This window comes from Pseudomonas sp. GW823-FHT04A03 (genome assembly GCF_058796615.1).
On record NZ_JBXAIV010000002.1, the window covers coordinates 260,665 to 275,719 of the forward strand.

Here is a 15,055-nt window from a genome sequence, read left to right on the forward strand (position 1 = left end):
TCTTTGCTCATCGCCCCATAGCTAACAGAACAAAGCAATGAACGCTCGAGTTTTGGGTTTTGGGGTTGGTTTACCTGAGGAAACTGCTTGATAATCCCCGCCGATTTGATTACGGAGTGACCCCGATGACCCAGCAACCTCATGTCCATGGCCCAGACTGCAACCACGATCATGACCATCACCACCATGATCACGACCATGGCCATGTCCACGGCCCGAACTGCGGCCACGCCCACCAGGAACCGGTGCGCAACGCCCTGAAAGACGTTGGCCGCAACGACCCTTGCCCATGCGGCAACGGCAAGAAATTCAAGAAGTGCCACGGCGCTTGATGTTTCGGGCGAAAACCTACTTCGCCTGACATACCGCTTTCGCGAGCAAGCTCGCTCCCACAGGGATCGCGCTCCATCAGGAGTAACTCGGTCGAATGTGGGAGCTGGCTTGCCAGCGATGAGGCCGGCGCATTCCCCGATCAGTATCAGGCTGCCCCGAGAATCTCGGCACTGCCGACCACCGTCGCATACTCCCCGTGCAAGTTCCCCAGCGACATGGCATGCACCTCTTCAGCCGAACGCAACGTGCCGAAATAGTCGGCCTTGTCGAAGGTAAAGCACGCATCCTCCGCCACCCACGCGTCAAACCCCAGATTGCCCGCCGTGCGTGCCGTGGACTCCACGGAGTTGTTCGTCGCCACGCCGACAATGATCAACTGCCCGATCCCCGCCTCACGCAACTTCGCCTCAAGCCCCGTCGCACAAAACGCGTCCGGCACTTGCTTCTGGATCAGCCACTCGCCGTCCTGCGGCAAAAACCTTTCCTGAAACTCCACGCCTGACTGCTCGGGCCAGAACACCGAATCCGGTGAGCGCGACAGGTGCTGCACATGGATCACCGGCCGACCGCTGCGCCGCCAGAAGCCCAGCAAATCAAGAATCCGCTCTTCGGCCGACGGATTGTTCCGCCGCCCCAGACGCGGTTCCAGAATGCCTTTTTGCTGATCGATGATGATCAGTGCAGCGTTGGCCTTGAGCTCCATGGCGATTTTTCTCACGCGGGGTCATTGAATTTCCCGTACTTGAGCATCACCTCCTGTGACTAAGCAAGCTATCGAACGCACACAGGACAACCTGAAGCCGGCGTTTGCTGTCCGCACGTAAGCCATTTTCCTGATTTGGAGCTTTCCATGATCGACCTGTATTACTGGACCACGCCCAACGGCCACAAGATTTCCCTGTTCCTCGAAGAAGCGGGCCTGCGCTACGACGTGCACCCGATCAATATCAGCCAGGGCGAGCAGTTCCAGCCGCACTTTCTGAAAATCGCCCCGAACAACCGCATCCCGGCGATCGTCGACCATGAGCCGGCCGATGGCGGCGAACCGTTGTCGCTGTTCGAGTCCGGGGCGATCCTGCTGTACCTCGCGGAAAAGACCGGCAAGTTCCTGCCTAAGGATCTGCGTGGCCGCCAAGTGGCGCTGCAATGGCTGTTCTGGCAAATGGGCGGGCTGGGGCCGATGGCCGGGCAGAATCATCATTTCAGCCAGTTCGCGCCGGAAAAAATCCCCTACGCGATCAAGCGCTACATCGATGAAACCGCGCGTCTGTACGGGGTGCTGGACAAGCAACTGGCCAACAACGAGTTCGTGGCCGGCAGCGAATACAGCATCGCCGACATGGCGATCTACCCGTGGATCGTCTCCCACAAGTGGCAGAGCCAGAACCTGGAAGACTTCCCGAACGTGCAACGCTGGTTCAACCACATCAAAGATCGCCCGGCGACCGTGAAGGCCTACGCGCTGGTGCAGAAGATCAATCCGCCGAAGTCCTGACCTGCCTTGATCGTTCCCATGTAGAGGCGTCGAACCGTCCGCGTGGGAATGCCTCGACGCGCGCTCCGCGTTCGGCTTTGAGAAGGGCCGCGGAGCGACCCGGGCTGCATTCCCACGCGGAGCGTGGGAACGATCTGCGTGAGCGGTAAGAAATAACCGCTCGCCCCGCTTGCGCGGCCCCCTCCTGCTCACTAACGTAGCGGCTTTATTGCGCCCCCAGCCTCTACACCCCCGCAGGAGCTTTGCCATGGCCTCGCCAGCCCTTTCACATTTTCTTCCCCGGTTCGGCGTTGCCGCAGCAGTGGCCGGTGTTCTGAGCCTGACCGGTTGTCAGACCTGGAACGCCCAGGACACCCTCCCGCCGACCTCCGGTGTGCAGCCGCTCAAGGGCCTGGCGCAGAACGTTTCGGTACGCCGCAATGCCATGGGCATGCCGCTGATCGAAAGCAACAGCTTCCACGACGCACTGTTCGCACTCGGTTACGTGCACGCCAGCGACCGGATCAATCAGATGGTCACTCTGCGCCTGCTGGCTCAGGGCCGCCTGGCGGAAATGTCCGGTTCTTCGATGCTCGACGCCGACCGCTACATGCGCGCCGTCAACCTGAAGAAAAGCGCCGGCGAGCTGTACAAGGCTTCGTCGCCACGGCTCAAGCGCTTCTTCGAAGTCTATGCCCGGGGCGTCAACGCCTACCTGTTCCGGTATGCCGACAAGTTGCCGGGGGATCTGGCTTCCAGCGGCTACAAACCTGAATACTGGAAACCGGAAGATTCGGCGCTGATCTTCTGCCTGCTGAACTTCAGCCAGTCGGCCAACCTGCCGGAAGAAATCGCTTCGCTGGTGCTGGCGCAGACTGTGACCAACGACAAACTGGCGTGGCTGACCCCGTCCGCTCCCGACGAAAACCTGCCGCTTGCCGAGGCCGACAAGCTGCAAGGCATCAAGCTCAACGGGCAGATTCCGGGGCTGACGGAGCTGAGCAACGCCAGCGAACAACTGGCCGCCATCAACCTGCTGGGCACTCAGTCGTCGAACAACTGGGCCATCGCCCCGCAACGCAGCCGCAGCGGCAAGAGCCTGCTGGCCAGCGACAGCCATGGCCCGCTGGCCGCGCCGTCGTTGTGGAGTTTCGTGCAGATCCGCGCTCCGAAATACCAGGCCGCTGGCGTGACCGTGGCCGGTCTGCCGATGGTGCTCGGCGGTTTCAACGGCAAGGTGGCGTGGAGCCTGACCAGCGTGCTCGGCGATAACCAGGACCTGTTCCTGGAAAAGATCCGTCGTCAGGGCAGCACGTTGTCCTACGAGGTCAACGGCAAGTGGCAACCGGTTGCGGTGCGCAACGAAACCTACTTCGTCAAAGGCCAGCGGCCGATTCGCGAAGCGGTGTACGAAACCCGCCATGGCGCGCTGCTCAACAGCACCCAGGCTGTCGCTCAGGGCGCAGGTTTTGGCCTGGCCTTGCAGACGCCGAACTTCACCGACGACAAATCCCTCGATGCATTTTTCGATCTGAGCCGCGCGCAGAACGTTGAACGCGCCTCGGACGCCAGCCGGGAAATCCGCGCCATCGCGCTGAATCTGGTGTTTGCCGACGCCAGCAATATCGGCTGGCAAGTCACCGGGCGTTTCCCGAACCGCCGTGAAGGCGAAGGCCTGCTGCCGTCGCCAGGCTGGGAAGGTCGCTACGACTGGGACGGTTACGCCGACCCGATGCTGCACCCCTACGATCAGGATCCGGCCCAGGGCTGGCTCGGCACCGCCAACCAGCGGGTCATTCCTCACGGCTATGGCATGCAACTGTCCAATTCCTGGGCGGCGCCGGAACGCGGCGAGCGCCTGGCCGAACTGGCCGGCAGCGGTAAACACGACGGTCGCAGCGTGATCGCCATGCAGTACGACCAGACCACCACCTTCGCCGCCAAACTGAAGAAAATGTTCGAGGCACCGGGCATGGCGCAGCCGCTGAAACAGGCGATCGACGGGCTGCCGGAAGCCGAGCGTAGCAAGGCCCGCGAAGCCTATACCCGCTTGATGGCCTTCGACGGCAAGCTCAGCCCGACTTCCGCCGACGCGGCGATCTACGAGCTGTTCCTGCAGGAGAGCATGAAGCAGATCTTCCTCGACGAGCTCGGCCCGCAAGGCAGCCCGGCGTGGAAAGCGTTTATCGCCAATGGCGATCTGTCCTACGCCGCCCAGGCCGATCATTTGCTGGGCCGCGAAGACAGTCCGTTCTGGGACGACGCCCGCACCCCGCAAAAAGAAGACAAACCGGCGATCCTCGCCCGCAGTCTGGCGGCAGCGATCAGCGCCGGCGACAGCCAGTTGGGCGGCGACCGCCGGGCCTGGCAGTGGGGCAAACTGCACCGTTACGAGTGGAAGAATGCCAGCGGCCAGACCGTTCGCGGCCCGATCGCGGCGGGCGGCGACCACACCACGCTCAATACGGCGGCCTTTGCCTGGGGTCAGGACTTCAACACCACGCGTGCGCCGTCGATGCGCTTTATCGTCGACTTCGGTCAGAGCGAGCCGTTGATGGGGCAGAACGGGACGGGGCAGTCCGGGAATCCGGTGAGCCCGAACTACCTGAACGGCATCGATCCGTGGCTCAAGGGCCAGTACATCGGCCTGCCGATGCAGCCGCAGAACTTTGACCGGGTGTATGGCAAGACGCGGTTGACGCTTACCCCCGGCAAGTAACCCCCCATGATCGTTCCCACGCTCTGCGTGGGAATGCAGCCCGTGACGCTCCGCGTCACTGGACGCAGAGCGTCCCTTGAGGCATTCCCACGCAGAGCGTGGGAACGATCATGCGACAGTTCAGAAAATCAATAGAACTTCTGACTTCGCGCCAACCTCATAGCTAACAAGTCCCTCCATTCCGGTAACGCCATGGACCTTGTTATCGCCCGCCCCGAAGGCCTCTACTGCCCCGCCGGGGATTTCTACATTGACCCGTGGCGGCCCGTCGAGCGCTCGGTGATCACCCATGCCCACGGCGATCATGCCCGTGGCGGCAACCAGCATTACCTGGCCGCCAGCGCCGGCGAAGGGATTTTGCGCGCGCGTCTGGGCCAGGACATCAACCTGCAAACCCTCGACTACGGCCAGCGCCTGACCCATCACGGTGTCACCCTGAGTTTTCATCCCGCCGGCCATGTGCTCGGCTCGGCCCAGGTGCGGCTGGAATACGGCGGCGAAGTCTGGGTCGCGTCCGGCGACTACAAGATCGAACCCGACGGCACCTGTGCGCCGTTCGAACCGGTGCGTTGCCACACCTTCATCACCGAATCGACCTTCGGCCTGCCGATCTACCGCTGGCAGCCGCAGGCGCAGGTGTTCGCCGAGATCAATCAGTGGTGGCAGGCCAACATCGAAGCCGGTAAGGCCAGCGTGCTGTTCTGTTATTCGTTCGGCAAGGCCCAGCGGATTTTGCACGGCATCGACGAAACCCTCGGGCCGATCCTCAGCCACGGAGCGGTCGAGCCACTGAACCGCGTGTACCGCGAAGCCGGCGTTTACCTGCCGCCAACCATCTACGCCAGCGACGTGAAAAAGAACGATCCGATGATGCGCCAGGCGCTGGTCATCGCCCCGCCGTCGGCCGGCGGCAGCAGCTGGATGCGCCGTTTCGGCGATTACAGCGACAGCTTCGCCAGTGGCTGGATGCGCCTGCGCGGCACCCGTCGGCGGCGCGGGGTCGATCGCGGTTTCGTGCTTTCGGATCACGCCGACTGGCCCGGCCTGTTGTGGGCCATCGAACAGACCGGCGCCGAGCGAGTGATGGTCACCCACGGCTCGATTGGCGTACTGGTGCGGCATTTGCGCGAGCAGGGACTGGACGCACAAGGTTTCAACACCGAATACGGTGACGATGAAGAAGAGCTTTCCACCGCCACGCCCGCCGTTGCCGAGGTGCAACCATGAAAGACTTTGCCGGGTTGTACGCCGAACTCGACGCCACCACCTCCAGCAACGCCAAACTGGCGGCCATGCAGACTTATTTCGCCCAGGCGCAACCGCAAGATGCCGCGTGGGCGGTGTACTTTTTGTCCGGTGGCCGGCCTCGGCAGCTGGTGCCGGTGCGGATCCTGCGAGAACTCGCGGTCGAGATGTCCGGGCTTTCGCCATGGCTGTTCGAGGAGAGCTATCAGGCGGTGGGCGATCTGGCGGAAACCATCTCGCTGGTGCTGCCGGAACACCCGCACACTTCCGAGGCCGGCCTAGCCGAGTGGATCGAAGACAAACTGCTGCCCCTGCGCGGTGAAACCCCGGAATACCTCGCTCACCAGTTACCCGCACTGTGGGCGCAAATGGATCGGCCGAGCCTGATGCTGTGCATCAAACTGATCACCGGCAGCTTCCGGGTCGGCGTGTCCAAACTGCTGGTGACCCGCGCCCTGGCTTCGATGGCCGGGCTCGACAGCAAACGCGTGGCGCAACGATTGGTGGGTTATACCGACCTGTCCAACCGGCCGAACGCCGCCAGTTACCTGAAACTGATCGCCCCCGAATCCAGCGACGAACACGCCCAGCGCGGCGGCCAGCCTTACCCGTTCTTCCTCGCCCACGCGTTGGCGCAACCGGTGGAAACCTTCGACGCACTGCTCGGGCCGGCCAGCAACTGGCAGGTGGAATGGAAGTGGGATGGCATCCGCGCGCAAGTGGTCAAGCGTGACGGAAAACTCTGGATCTGGTCCCGGGGCGAAGAACTGGTGACCGAGCGCTTTCCCGAACTCGACACGCTGGTGCACGGTTTGCCCGACGGTACGGTGATCGATGGCGAGATCGTGGTATGGAAAAACCAGCGCCCTGTCACCGAAGACGCCTTCGATCCGCGGTCGACAGAAGCCCCGGCGGTGCAACCGTTCGCGCTGTTGCAACAACGGATCGGCCGCAAGTCGCTGGACCGGAAAATCCTTGAAGACGCGCCGGTGGTGGTACTCGCCTACGACCTGCTCGAATGGCAGGGCGAAGACTGGCGCAACCAGCCCCAGGCCAGGCGTCGTGAGCAACTGGAACAGGTCATCGCCCGCTGCAACAACCCGGTGCTGCTGCCTTCGCCGATCCTGACGGGTGACGACTGGTTCGACCTCGCGCGCCAGCGCGAGGCCTCCAGGCGCCTGGGGGTCGAGGGCATGATGCTCAAGGCCCGGGACGCGATGTACGGCGTCGGCCGGACCAAGGACATGGGCGTGTGGTGGAAATGGAAGGTCGACCCGTTCAGCGTCGACGCGGTGCTGATCTACGCCCAGCGCGGGCATGGTCGTCGCGCCAGTCTCTACAGTGATTACACCTTTGCGGTGTGGGACGGCCCGCCCGGTTCCAGTGCGCGGGCGCTGGTGCCGTTCGCCAAGGCCTATTCCGGGCTGACGGACGCGGAAATGCGCGAAGTCGACAGCATCGTGCGCAAGACCACCGTCGAAAAGTTCGGCCCGGTCAGCAGCGTGAAACCGAGTCTGGTATTCGAACTGGGCTTCGAAGGCATCGCCCTCTCCCGCCGGCACAAGAGCGGCATCGCCGTGCGCTTCCCGCGCATGCTGCGCTGGCGCCAGGACAAGACCGTGGACGAGGCCGACAGCCTGGCGACCTTGCAAAACCTTTTGATCTGATTCCCTTCCCCTGACGCCCGGAAATCCCTGCACCGAACCAACCTGGTGCAGCATTTCCGGCGCGCCCGTTTTCGTGCACTGACCGGCCCCGGCATGCACTTCCTACACCTTTTAAAACACTTGTTCGGGACTCTGGTTCGGAAATTGCTACTTTCTATAAGTCGTAAGCGCTCCAGTAACAATCATTCCGCGCCACAAGCGCTCATATTGGTTTTTAGGGATTGAATAATGAAAAAAGCATTGCTGACCCTTTCTGCACTGGCGTTGTGCATGGCCGCCGGCTCCGCGCTGGCCAAGGAATACAAAGAACTGCGGTTTGGCGTTGACCCTTCCTACGCACCGTTCGAGTCGAAAGCGGCAGACGGCAGCCTGGTTGGCTTCGACATCGATCTGGGCAACGCGATCTGCGCCGAGCTGAAGGTCAAGTGCAAATGGGTCGAAAGTGACTTCGACGGTATGATTCCGGGCCTCAAGGCCAATAAATTCGACGGTGTGATCTCGTCGATGACCGTTACCGAAGCCCGCGAAAAAGTCATCGACTTCTCCAGCGAGCTGTTCTCCGGCCCGACTGCATACGTGTCGAAAAAAGGCTCGGGCATCACCGACGACGTCGCCTCCCTGAAAGGCAAAACCGTCGGTTACGAGCAAGGCACCATCCAGGAAGCCTATGCCAAAGCCGTGCTGGACAAGGCTGGCGTGAAAACCCAGGCCTATCAGAACCAGGACCAGGTGTATTCCGACCTGACTTCCGGCCGTCTCGATGCGGGCATTCAGGACATGTTGCAGGCCGAACTGGGCTTTCTGAAGTCGCCGCAGGGCGCCGACTATGCGGTCAGCGAGCCGGTCGACAACCACTTGCTGCCAGCCAAGACCGCTGTCGGTATTAAGAAAGGTAACACCGAGCTGAAAGCGCTTTTGGATAAAGGTATCAAAGCGTTACACGATGATGGCAAATACGCCGAGATTCAAAAGAAACACTTTGGCGATCTGAATCTGTACAGCGGCAAATAATGCCCCGGCGCCCATCCTCGATGGGCGCCTTTTTCATTCAGTCAGGTTGCTGATTTATGTTCGAAAACCTCTTACAAAATCTGGGGCTCTCCGCCTTCAGCCTCAAGGGTTTTGGCCCTTTGCTGTTGGAAGGCACCTGGATGACCATCAAATTGTCGGCGTTGTCGCTGCTGGTGGCCGTGTTGCTCGGCCTGCTCGGCGCCAGTGCCAAGCTGTCAAAAGTCAAACTGCTGCGCCTGCCCGCCCAGCTCTACACCACGCTGATTCGCGGGGTGCCGGACCTGGTGCTGATGCTGCTGATCTTCTACAGCCTGCAAACCTGGCTGACGACGCTCACCGATTACATGGAATGGGAATACATCGAGATCGACCCGTTCAGCGCCGGGGTCCTGACCCTGGGCTTCATTTATGGCGCGTATTTCACTGAAACCTTTCGCGGGGCGATTCTCGCCGTGCCGCGCGGTCAGGTCGAAGCCGCCACCGCCTATGGCCTCAAACGTGGCCAGCGCTTTCGTTTCGTGGTGTTCCCGCAAATGATGCGCTTCGCCCTGCCGGGCATCGGCAACAACTGGATGGTGATGCTCAAGGCCACCGCGCTGGTGTCGATCATCGGCCTGGCCGATCTGGTCAAGGCCGCGCAGGACGCCGGTAAAAGCACCTATCAACTGTTTTACTTCCTGGTCCTCGCCGCGTTGATCTACCTGCTGATCACCAGTGCTTCGAACATCATCCTGCGCTGGCTCGAACGTCGATACGCCGCCGGTACCCGGGAGGCCGTACGATGATCGAACTCCTGCAGGAATACTGGAAAGCCTTCCTTTATACCGACGGCCAAAACATCACTGGCCTTGCGATGACGATGTGGCTGCTCAGCGCCTCGATCTTCTTCGGTTTCCTCGTGTCGATTCCGCTGTCGATCGCCCGCGTCTCACCGCACTTCTACATTCGCTGGCCGGTGCAGTTCTACACCTACCTGTTCCGTGGCACGCCGCTCTATATCCAGTTGTTGATCTGCTACACCGGGATCTACAGCCTGGCCGCCGTGCGCGCACAACCGGTGCTCGACAGTTTCTTCCGCGATGCGATGAACTGCACGATCCTGGCCTTCGCCCTCAACACCTGCGCCTACACCACGGAGATTTTCGCCGGGGCGATCCGCAGCATGAACCACGGCGAAGTCGAAGCGGCCAAGGCCTACGGCCTGACCGGCTGGAAGCTGTATGCCTACGTGATCATGCCGTCGGCGCTGCGCCGTTCGTTGCCGTACTACAGCAACGAAGTGATCCTGATGCTGCACTCGACCACCGTGGCTTTCACCGCGACCATCCCCGATATCCTGAAAGTCGCGCGGGACGCCAACTCGGCGACCTTCCTGACCTTCCAGTCGTTCGGCATCGCCGCGCTGATCTACCTGACCATCACCTTTGCGCTGGTCGGCCTGTTCCGCCTTGCCGAACGCCGATGGCTGGCCTTCCTCGGCCCGACCCACTAGGACCCTTTTGAGATGCGCCACCAGATACACGACCTGCTGGCCCCGCTGCCGGGGACCGCACGACAGATCCACAGCTTTCACTTCGGCCCGGACAAGGCCCAGGGCAAGATTTACATCCAGTCCTCGCTGCACGCCGACGAACTGCCCGGCATGCTCGTGGCTTGGCACCTCAAACAGCGTCTGGCGGAGCTGGAAGCCGCCGGCCGCCTGCGCAGCGAAATCGTGCTGGTGCCGGTGGCCAACCCGGTCGGCCTCGAACAGGTGCTGATGGATGTGCCGCTGGGCCGCTACGAGCTGGAGAGCGGGCAGAATTTCAACCGCTGGTTCGTCGACCTCAGCGAAGAAATCGGCAACGAAATCGAAGCACAACTAAGCGATGACCCGCAGCGCAACCTCGAACTGATCCGGTCCAGCCTGCGCAACGCCCTCGCCCGCCACACCGCCACGACTCAGCTGCAATCCCAGCGCCTGACCCTGCAACGGCTGGCCTGCGATGCGGACATGGTGCTCGACCTGCATTGCGATTTCGAATCCGTGGTTCACCTGTACACCACGCCCGAGGCCTGGCCGCAGGTCGAGCCGCTGGCGCGTTATATCGAATCCCAGGCGAGCCTGTTGGCCACCGACTCCGGCGGCCAGTCGTTCGACGAGTGCTTCACCCTGCTTTGGTGGCAATTGAAGGAGCGCTTCGGCGAACACTTCGAGATTCCACTGGGCAGTTTCTCGGTCACCGTCGAGTTGCGCGGCCAGGGGGATGTCACCCATCCGCTGGCCAGTCGCGATTGCCAGGCGCTGATCGATTACCTGATCCATTTCGGCGCCATCGTCGGCGAACCCAAAGCCTTGCCGGCGCTGCCACATCCCGCCACACCGCTGGCCGGCGTGGAACCGGTGGCCACTCCCGTCGGCGGGCTGCTGGTGTACAGCGCCACGCCCGGCCAATGGCTGGAAGCCGGGCAGAAAATCGCCGAAATCATCGACCCGATCAGCGACCGGGTCACGCCAGTCCATTGCACCGCTTCCGGTCTGCTCTATGCCCGCTCGCTGCGGCGCATGGCCACGGCCGGGATGGTGATCGCCCACGTCGCGGGCGCCGAAGCCTATCGCAGCGGCTATCTACTTTCGCCTTGAGGATGCCTGTCCCATGTACAAATTGACCGTTGAAGGCCTGCACAAAAGCTATGGCGACCATCAGGTGCTCAAAGGCGTCTCGCTCAAGGCCAAGACCGGCGACGTGATCAGCCTGATCGGCGCCAGCGGCTCGGGCAAAAGCACCTTTTTGCGCTGCATCAACTTTCTCGAACAACCCAACGACGGCGCGATGAGCCTCGATGGCCAGGCGATCCGCATGGTCACCGACCGCCACGGCATGCACGTCGCCGACGCCGATGAACTGCAACGCTTGCGCACCCGGCTGGCGATGGTGTTCCAGCACTTCAACCTGTGGAGCCACATGACCGTGCTGGAAAACATCACCATGGCCCCGCGCCGGGTGCTCGGTTGCAGCAAACAGGAAGCCGACGACCGCGCCCGGCGCTATCTGGAAAAGGTCGGATTGCCGGCGCGGGTGGCGGATCAATACCCGGCGTTCCTCTCCGGCGGCCAGCAACAGCGGGTGGCGATTGCCCGGGCCCTGGCCATGGAGCCGGAAGTCATGCTGTTCGACGAACCGACTTCGGCACTCGACCCGGAACTGGTCGGCGAAGTGCTCAAAGTGATTCAGGGCCTGGCCGAAGAAGGCCGGACCATGATTATGGTCACCCACGAAATGAGCTTTGCGCGCAAGGTCTCGAGCCAGGTGCTGTTCCTGCATCAGGGGCTGGTAGAAGAAGAAGGCGCGCCCGAAGAAGTGCTGGGCAATCCGAAAAGCGAACGCCTGAAGCAATTCCTCAGCGGCAATCTCAAGTAAAACTATTGCCCGGCCGGCGCGGTCACTGAAGGAACACCTTCAGAGCAAACGTCGCCGGCATGGGCACTTCCACCGACTTCGCCAAACACTGGTTCAGCGCCCGCGACTGGAAGCCGTTCGCCTTTCAGAAACAAGTGTGGGCGGCGGTCAAACGGGGCGAATCCGGCCTACTGCACGCCAGCACCGGTGCCGGTAAAACCTACGCGGTGTGGTTTGCTGCGCTCAATCGTTTTGCCCGCTCCGGGCCCGTGGCTGCAACCACCCGCAAACGCCCACCACCCGCCGAACCGCTGACTGTCTTGTGGATCACACCGATGCGGGCGCTGGCCGCCGACACTGCGCGCGCCCTGCAAACGCCGCTGGACGATCTGCAGATTCCCTGGAGCGTCGGCCTGCGCACCGGCGACACCGGCAGCAGCGAGCGCGCCCGGCAGAACCGGCGCCTGCCGACCACGCTGATCACCACCCCGGAAAGCCTTACCCTGATGCTCGCCCGCGCCGACGCGCAAACGGCGCTGTCGACGTTGCGCATGGTTGTGGTGGACGAGTGGCACGAATTGCTCGGCAACAAGCGCGGCGTGCAATTGCAGCTGGCCCTCGCCCGGTTGCGCCGCTGGCACCCGGGGCTGATCGTCTGGGGCGTTTCCGCGACGCTCGGCAATCAGTCCCACGCCGAACAGGTGCTGATCCCACAGGGCAGTGGCGTCAGTATTCAGGGGCAAAGCGAAAAGTCGCTCAAGGTCGACACCCTGCTCCCACCAGCGATCGAACGTTTTCCCTGGGCCGGGCACATCGGTCTGAAAATGTTGCCGCAAGTGGTCGCCGAACTGGACGTCTGCGCCAGCAGCCTGGTGTTCACCAATACCCGGGCGCAATCGGAAATCTGGTATCAGGCCTTGCTGGAAGCGCGGCCGGACTGGGCCGGCTTGATCGCCCTGCACCACAGTTCGCTGTCCCGTGACACCCGCGACTGGGTCGAGCAAGCGCTGAAGAACGGCCAACTCAAAGCCGTGGTCTGCACTTCAAGTCTCGATCTGGGGGTGGATTTCCTGCCGGTGGAGCGAGTGCTGCAGATTGGCTCGGCCAAAGGCGTCGCGCGGCTGATGCAGCGTGCGGGGCGTTCGGGGCATGCGCCCGGCAGAACGTCGCGGGTGACCCTGGTGCCGACCCACAGTCTGGAACTGATCGAAGCCGCGGCCGCCCGCGATGCCGTGGCGCAGCGGCGGATCGAACCTCGATTGTCACCGCATAAACCGCTGGATGTACTGGTGCAGCATCTGGTCAGCATGGCCCTGGGCGGTGGCTTTATTCCCGATGAGCTGTACGAAGAAGTCCGTGGCGCCTGGGCCTATCGTGACCTGACGCTCGCGGACTGGGCCTGGGCGCTGGCGTTCGTACGCCACGGCGGGATGTCGCTGACGGCGTACCCGGATTACCGCCGGGTCGAGCCGGATGAGCACGGGATCTGGCGCGTCCCCGATGCCCGTTTGGCGCGCCGCCATCGCATGAGCATCGGCACCATCGTCAGCGATGCCGCGATCCATTTGAAGTTCTGGAGCAAGGGCGGGGGCGGCAAACAACTGGGCAGCGTTGAAGAAGGCTTCATCGCCCGCCTCAAACCGGGCGACGGCTTCCTGTTCGCCGGGCGCTTGCTGGAGTTGGTGCGGGTGGAAAACATGACCGCCTACGTCAAACGCAGCACCGCGAAAAAAGCCGCCGTACCGCGCTGGAATGGCGGGCGCATGCCGCTCTCCAATGAATTGGCCGAAGCAGTGGTCACCCGATTCAGCGTGGCGGCGCAAGGCGAGTTTGCCGGCCCGGAAATGCAGGCCTTGCGACCGTTGCTGGAAACGCAGATGCGCTGGTCGGGCCTGCCGACGGTCAATAATCTGCTGGCCGAAGTGCTGAAATCCCGCGAAGGCTGGCACCTTTTCCTATACCCGTTTGCGGGACGTCAGGTGCATCTGGGGCTGGCCAGCCTGCTGGCGTGGCGGGTCAGTCAGCGTCTGCCTGTGACCTTCTCGATTGCGGTCAACGATTACGGACTGGAATTGCTCAGCGCCACCCCCGTTGACTGGTCTGTGCAACTGGATGATGCCCTGCTCAGTCCCGAGGACTTATTGAGGGATGTGCTGGCCAGCCTCAACGCAGGGGAGCTGGCGCTGCGCAGGTTTCGGGAAATCGCGCGGATTGCCGGACTGGTGTTCGCCGGTTACCCCGGCGCGCCGAAAAGTACGCGTCAGGTGCAGGCCTCCAGCGGGCTGTTCTTCGAAGTGTTCAAACAATACGACGCCGACAACCTGCTATTGGCGCAGGCCGGGGAAGAAGTCCTGCGGGAAGAACTGGATATTCGTCGACTGGAACAGACACTGGAGCGAATCAACCAGATGAAACTGGACATGCATTTGATCAAACGTCCTACACCGCTCGGCTTTCCGTTGCTGGTGGAACGCATGCGCGAAAGCATGAGTTCGGAAAAACTCGCCGACCGCATCCGCCGAATGGTCGGCGATCTGGAGAAAACCGCCGACAAGGGCCAATCCTGATGAACGCGCCCTACCCGGTGCGTCTGGCAGGCGAAGACCTCTGGTTGCTGCCGGAAAAGGCGTTGTACTGGCCGGCGCAACAGGCGCTGCTGATTGCCGATGTGCATTTCGGCAAGGCTGCCGCTTACCGGCGCCTGGGGCAGCCGGTGCCGCAGGGCACGACGGCGAGCAACATCGCCGTGATCGAGCAGTTGCTGGCGAAACTGCCGTGTCGGCAACTGATCTTTCTTGGGGATTTTCTGCACGGACCCGGCTCCCATGCCTCGGGCACTTTGAGTGCATTGGCTGAGTGGCGCTCACGCCACGTCGATCTGCCGATAACACTGATTCGCGGCAATCACGATAAACGCGCCGGTGATCCGCCAGCGACGCTGAACATTCGGGTGGTGCCGGAGCCGTTGCTGCTCGGGCCCTTCGCGTTGCAGCACGAACCCGATCCGCACCCTGAGCGTCACGTCCTCGCAGGCCACGTTCATCCGGTTTATCGGTTGAACGGCAAGGGGCGTCAGCGTTTGCGGCTGGCGTGTTTCAGGCTGGGAGAACGCATCAGCCTGCTGCCGGCCTTCGGTGCGTTCACCGGCGGTTATCCGGTGGAGAAGGAAGACAGCTGTCGGATCTTTGTCATTGGCGACAACGAAATATGGCCCGTCGGCTGAAGT

Annotated in this window: 13 protein-coding genes; 12 read left to right on the plus strand and 1 reads right to left on the minus strand. The window is 62.3% G+C overall.

The annotated features are described in order from the left end of the window. The first annotated feature begins 125 nt into the window (after positions 1 to 125). On the plus strand, positions 126 to 332 hold the full coding sequence (locus AC1Q9F_RS07100; protein WP_007955014.1) for an SEC-C metal-binding domain-containing protein: 207 nt from the start codon (positions 126 to 128) through the stop codon (positions 330 to 332). Positions 333 to 478: 146 nt separating this feature from the next. On the opposite strand, the gene AC1Q9F_RS07105 is transcribed toward AC1Q9F_RS07100, so the two are convergent. Continuing rightward, positions 479 to 1,036, minus strand: a complete 558-nt coding sequence (locus AC1Q9F_RS07105) for a cysteine hydrolase family protein (protein ID WP_492619792.1) — start codon at positions 1,034 to 1,036, stop codon at positions 479 to 481. Between the two features lie 147 nt (positions 1,037 to 1,183). Between AC1Q9F_RS07105 and AC1Q9F_RS07110 the strand changes: the two genes are divergently transcribed. The 11 genes from AC1Q9F_RS07110 (at position 1,184) to pdeM (ending at position 15,052) form a co-directional block, all read left to right on the plus strand. Further along, positions 1,184 to 1,828, plus strand: a complete 645-nt coding sequence (locus AC1Q9F_RS07110) for a glutathione binding-like protein (RefSeq protein WP_039771345.1) — start codon at positions 1,184 to 1,186, stop codon at positions 1,826 to 1,828. 247 nt (positions 1,829 to 2,075) lie between these two features. Beyond that, positions 2,076 to 4,526 carry a penicillin acylase family protein gene (locus AC1Q9F_RS07115; protein ID WP_492619673.1) on the plus strand — a complete coding sequence of 817 codons (2,451 nt, stop codon included), beginning with the start codon at positions 2,076 to 2,078 and terminating at the stop codon, positions 4,524 to 4,526. A 192-nt stretch (positions 4,527 to 4,718) separates the two neighbouring features. Continuing rightward, positions 4,719 to 5,753: a ligase-associated DNA damage response exonuclease gene (locus AC1Q9F_RS07120; protein ID WP_492619672.1), complete on the plus strand. Its 1,035-nt coding sequence runs from the start codon at positions 4,719 to 4,721 to the stop codon at positions 5,751 to 5,753. Next, a complete protein-coding gene (locus AC1Q9F_RS07125) occupies positions 5,750 to 7,438 on the plus strand; it encodes an ATP-dependent DNA ligase (protein ID WP_492619671.1) in 1,689 nt (562 codons plus the stop codon). The genes AC1Q9F_RS07120 and AC1Q9F_RS07125 overlap by 4 nt, the downstream gene beginning before the upstream one ends. 228 nt (positions 7,439 to 7,666) lie before the next feature. Next, positions 7,667 to 8,449 carry a transporter substrate-binding domain-containing protein gene (locus AC1Q9F_RS07130; RefSeq protein WP_007955002.1) on the plus strand — a complete coding sequence of 261 codons (783 nt, stop codon included), beginning with the start codon at positions 7,667 to 7,669 and terminating at the stop codon, positions 8,447 to 8,449. A 56-nt stretch (positions 8,450 to 8,505) separates the two neighbouring features. Continuing rightward, entirely contained in the window at positions 8,506 to 9,234 is a 729-nt protein-coding gene (locus AC1Q9F_RS07135; RefSeq protein WP_492619670.1) for an ABC transporter permease, read from the plus strand. Continuing rightward, the gene (locus AC1Q9F_RS07140; RefSeq protein WP_007954996.1) at positions 9,231 to 9,941 is read left to right on the plus strand and encodes an ABC transporter permease; all 711 of its coding nucleotides are present in this window, start codon (positions 9,231 to 9,233) and stop codon (positions 9,939 to 9,941) included. The genes AC1Q9F_RS07135 and AC1Q9F_RS07140 overlap by 4 nt, the downstream gene beginning before the upstream one ends. 12 nt (positions 9,942 to 9,953) lie before the next feature. Further along, positions 9,954 to 11,072, plus strand: a complete 1,119-nt coding sequence (locus AC1Q9F_RS07145) for a succinylglutamate desuccinylase/aspartoacylase family protein (protein WP_085605335.1) — start codon at positions 9,954 to 9,956, stop codon at positions 11,070 to 11,072. Between the two features lie 13 nt (positions 11,073 to 11,085). Beyond that, entirely contained in the window at positions 11,086 to 11,850 is a 765-nt protein-coding gene (locus AC1Q9F_RS07150) for an ABC transporter ATP-binding protein (RefSeq protein ID WP_007954993.1), read from the plus strand. 59 nt (positions 11,851 to 11,909) lie between these two features. Further along, positions 11,910 to 14,396 (plus strand): ligase-associated DNA damage response DEXH box helicase, encoded by a 2,487-nt coding sequence (locus AC1Q9F_RS07155; protein WP_492619669.1) that lies wholly within the window; start codon positions 11,910 to 11,912, stop codon positions 14,394 to 14,396. Then, complete coding sequence (gene pdeM, locus AC1Q9F_RS07160) at positions 14,396 to 15,052, plus strand: ligase-associated DNA damage response endonuclease PdeM (RefSeq protein ID WP_492619668.1); 657 nt, start codon at positions 14,396 to 14,398, stop codon at positions 15,050 to 15,052. The genes AC1Q9F_RS07155 and pdeM overlap by 1 nt, the downstream gene beginning before the upstream one ends. Positions 15,053 to 15,055 lie beyond the last annotated feature (3 nt).

Bases quoted from the DNA above. Each gene is read 5' to 3' on its own strand.
- AC1Q9F_RS07130 (WP_007955002.1), top strand. From the start codon at position 7,667: ATGAAAAAAGCATTGCTGACCCTTTCTGCACTGGCGTTGTGCATGGCC.
- AC1Q9F_RS07135 (WP_492619670.1), top strand. From the start codon at position 8,506: ATGTTCGAAAACCTCTTACAAAATCTGGGGCTCTCCGCCTTCAGCCTC.
- pdeM (WP_492619668.1), top strand. From the start codon at position 14,396: ATGAACGCGCCCTACCCGGTGCGTCTGGCAGGCGAAGACCTCTGGTTG.
- AC1Q9F_RS07100 (WP_007955014.1), top strand. From the start codon at position 126: ATGACCCAGCAACCTCATGTCCATGGCCCAGACTGCAACCACGATCAT.
- AC1Q9F_RS07145 (WP_085605335.1), top strand. From the start codon at position 9,954: ATGCGCCACCAGATACACGACCTGCTGGCCCCGCTGCCGGGGACCGCA.
- AC1Q9F_RS07110 (WP_039771345.1), top strand. From the start codon at position 1,184: ATGATCGACCTGTATTACTGGACCACGCCCAACGGCCACAAGATTTCC.
- AC1Q9F_RS07140 (WP_007954996.1), top strand. From the start codon at position 9,231: ATGATCGAACTCCTGCAGGAATACTGGAAAGCCTTCCTTTATACCGAC.
- AC1Q9F_RS07150 (WP_007954993.1), top strand. From the start codon at position 11,086: ATGTACAAATTGACCGTTGAAGGCCTGCACAAAAGCTATGGCGACCAT.
- AC1Q9F_RS07115 (WP_492619673.1), top strand. From the start codon at position 2,076: ATGGCCTCGCCAGCCCTTTCACATTTTCTTCCCCGGTTCGGCGTTGCC.
- AC1Q9F_RS07120 (WP_492619672.1), top strand. From the start codon at position 4,719: ATGGACCTTGTTATCGCCCGCCCCGAAGGCCTCTACTGCCCCGCCGGG.
- AC1Q9F_RS07155 (WP_492619669.1), top strand. From the start codon at position 11,910: ATGGGCACTTCCACCGACTTCGCCAAACACTGGTTCAGCGCCCGCGAC.
- AC1Q9F_RS07125 (WP_492619671.1), top strand. From the start codon at position 5,750: ATGAAAGACTTTGCCGGGTTGTACGCCGAACTCGACGCCACCACCTCC.
- AC1Q9F_RS07105 (WP_492619792.1), bottom strand. From the start codon at position 1,036: ATGGAGCTCAAGGCCAACGCTGCACTGATCATCATCGATCAGCAAAAA.